Genomic DNA, 2,006 nt, shown 5'->3' with positions numbered 1-2,006 from the left:
GGACCCGGGGGCGGTACCCGGCGACTCCACCATTCCACCCGCTCATTTCGGGGGTTAGGGGTCGAAATAGGATCGACGAACGTCTAAAGAGGCCAGCTTTTGCTCGGTGAGGTACCACCGTTATCGGTCCGAAACGTACAGTTGCAAATGACAACCGTGCTCCGATGGCAATGGCCGCGTAAGCGACCGGAACTATCGAAAACTAAGTCCTTTCGCTTAGCAGCGTAAGGCGGGGCCCGCAGGAGCCTGGCAACAGAATCCTGCACTTTATCCCATTTTGATTTGGTCTTGCTGATGCGGGCGGTGGGTTAAGCCTACGCTACGGCGGATGACGGCCCTGCATTCCGGGCAGCGGGCAGTCTTGGGTGATCACCGCTTCGCTGCGGCCGACTTCACAACCGCAAGCTCCCCGGCCCGTCACTCCGCAACACCGCCTCACCAAAGACATCTTCAGTCACTGCGTTCAACAGATCTCGGGCCGCAAGATCGGCCCAATTAACCGCCGCAATTGCGCAAAAGGATGGTCACAACCCTGAAAGAACTCCGAGAGTCCCGGAAATGTGCGCGCAACCCGGCGGAGGCTATCGCAGGAATTTCCCGGTAAATTGGCCATTTGCGCCGCAAACTCCGGTGTCAGACAGGCGCCGACGCTACACGCCGCGTCACAGCGGTTGCAGCGACAGCGCAGGCCGCCCGTCGCCCGGAAGGGTGTTGCCACCACCAGACAGCAAAAATCCATTCGGCTTTTGCGCTGCAATGGTCGATATCACCGCATCCTGCGTCACCAGCCCAGATGCGTTGACCAGCCTCTTGCGCCGACGCGTCCCAGTTGACACAGTGAAGGCATGAAAAGAAAATGGCTCCCCGCGCTTCTGCTTCTTGGCCCCACAGGTCCGGCCCGCGCCTGTGATACCGCCTTGTTGTTGGCAATAGACGTGTCTGGCTCTATCGACCGCGGGGAATACGCCCTGCAAATCCAAGGATTGGCCGATGCTCTCGCCGACGCGCAGGTTGCCGATGCGCTGATAGAGGGTGAAAACGCCATCGCCGTGATGCAATGGTCCGGACGCGGCGATCAGGCCATGGTGATCCCCTGGCAACGCATCACCTCCACCGAAATACTCCGCGGGGTGGAAATGCAGGCCCGCACCCTCCCCCGCGCCTTTCTCAGCTCCAATACGGCGGTGGGAGAGGCGATCAGCACCGCCGCCGCGCAATTCACCGCGACCCCCGATTGCAAGCGCCATGTCATCGACATTTCGGGCGATGGGCCGGAAAACGCCGGCAGTGATCTCGGTCGGGCGCGCAGCACCGCCCATGCGCAAGGCATTACCATCAACGCCATCGCGATTGAGGATATGGGCGCCTCGGCCCCCACATCCCAATTCTACAAAAACTCTGTCGTCACGCCAAAAGGATTTGTGCTGACGGCGCGTGGCCTTGATGATTACGCCCGCGCCATTCGCGCCAAGTTGCTGCGCGAATTGATCAAACCGATGGGTTGAAGCGTTTCGACTCGAACCTCGAAAATCCACCGCTGCCGGGGGTCAGGAATTTCAACGCTTTAGCCGACGCCTGACATTTCACGCTCAAGTCGAAACGCTCCGGGCCAATACACCCAATTCTTCTCTGAAAAAATATCCCCGCCGGAGGCATCCGGCCGTGGCCAGTCCGCTTTGCCCCCGAAGCAGCGCGACAACTGCGCCCCCCGGCATCGATCACCACGGCGATTTCAAGGCACTCCTGCGACGATCCCGGCGCCGCCAGCAGCGTCACTTTCCCGAAATGCGCCCCTTTCCTTCATCTTCAAATCCCCTATGCTGACCGGAATCGAAGAAAGGACACTGTATGGCCCGAACCATCGACTATGGCAATCTGATGCACAATGCCATGCGCGGGTTGATCCAGACCGTCCTGACCGATGTTTCGCTGAACGGCTTGCCCGGCGCACATCATTTCTTCATTACATTCGACACCACCCATCCAGACGTTGCCATCGCGGACTG

3 protein-coding genes and 1 other RNA gene are annotated in these 2,006 nt (G+C 59.7%); 3 read left to right on the top strand and 1 reads right to left on the bottom strand.

Annotated features, from left to right (window positions below; all coding sequences use genetic code 11):
* Positions 1-267: a transfer-messenger RNA gene (gene ssrA / locus L0H65_RS19110) on the top strand; the annotation flags it as partial.
* Between the two features lie 395 nt (positions 268-662).
* Here ssrA and L0H65_RS19105 read toward each other — a convergent pair.
* Entirely contained in the window at positions 663-785 is a 123-nt protein-coding gene (locus L0H65_RS19105; RefSeq protein WP_301460775.1) for a hypothetical protein, read from the bottom strand.
* 60 nt (positions 786-845) lie between these two features.
* Between L0H65_RS19105 and L0H65_RS19100 the strand changes: the two genes are divergently transcribed.
* Together L0H65_RS19100 and L0H65_RS19095 are read left to right on the top strand one after the other, a co-directional pair.
* On the top strand, positions 846-1,505 hold the full coding sequence (locus L0H65_RS19100; RefSeq protein WP_301460774.1) for a DUF1194 domain-containing protein: 660 nt from the start codon (positions 846-848) through the stop codon (positions 1,503-1,505).
* 343 nt (positions 1,506-1,848) lie between these two features.
* Positions 1,849-2,006: ClpXP protease specificity-enhancing factor SspB (locus L0H65_RS19095; RefSeq protein ID WP_301460776.1), on the top strand; the 158-nt coding region annotated here is incomplete at its 3' end.

This window comes from Pseudorhodobacter sp. (genome assembly GCF_030452865.1).
Classification (GTDB): domain Bacteria; phylum Pseudomonadota; class Alphaproteobacteria; order Rhodobacterales; family Rhodobacteraceae; genus Pseudorhodobacter.
Note: the sequence above shows the minus strand (reverse complement) of the source record. Positions and strands in the feature narration are given on the sequence as shown.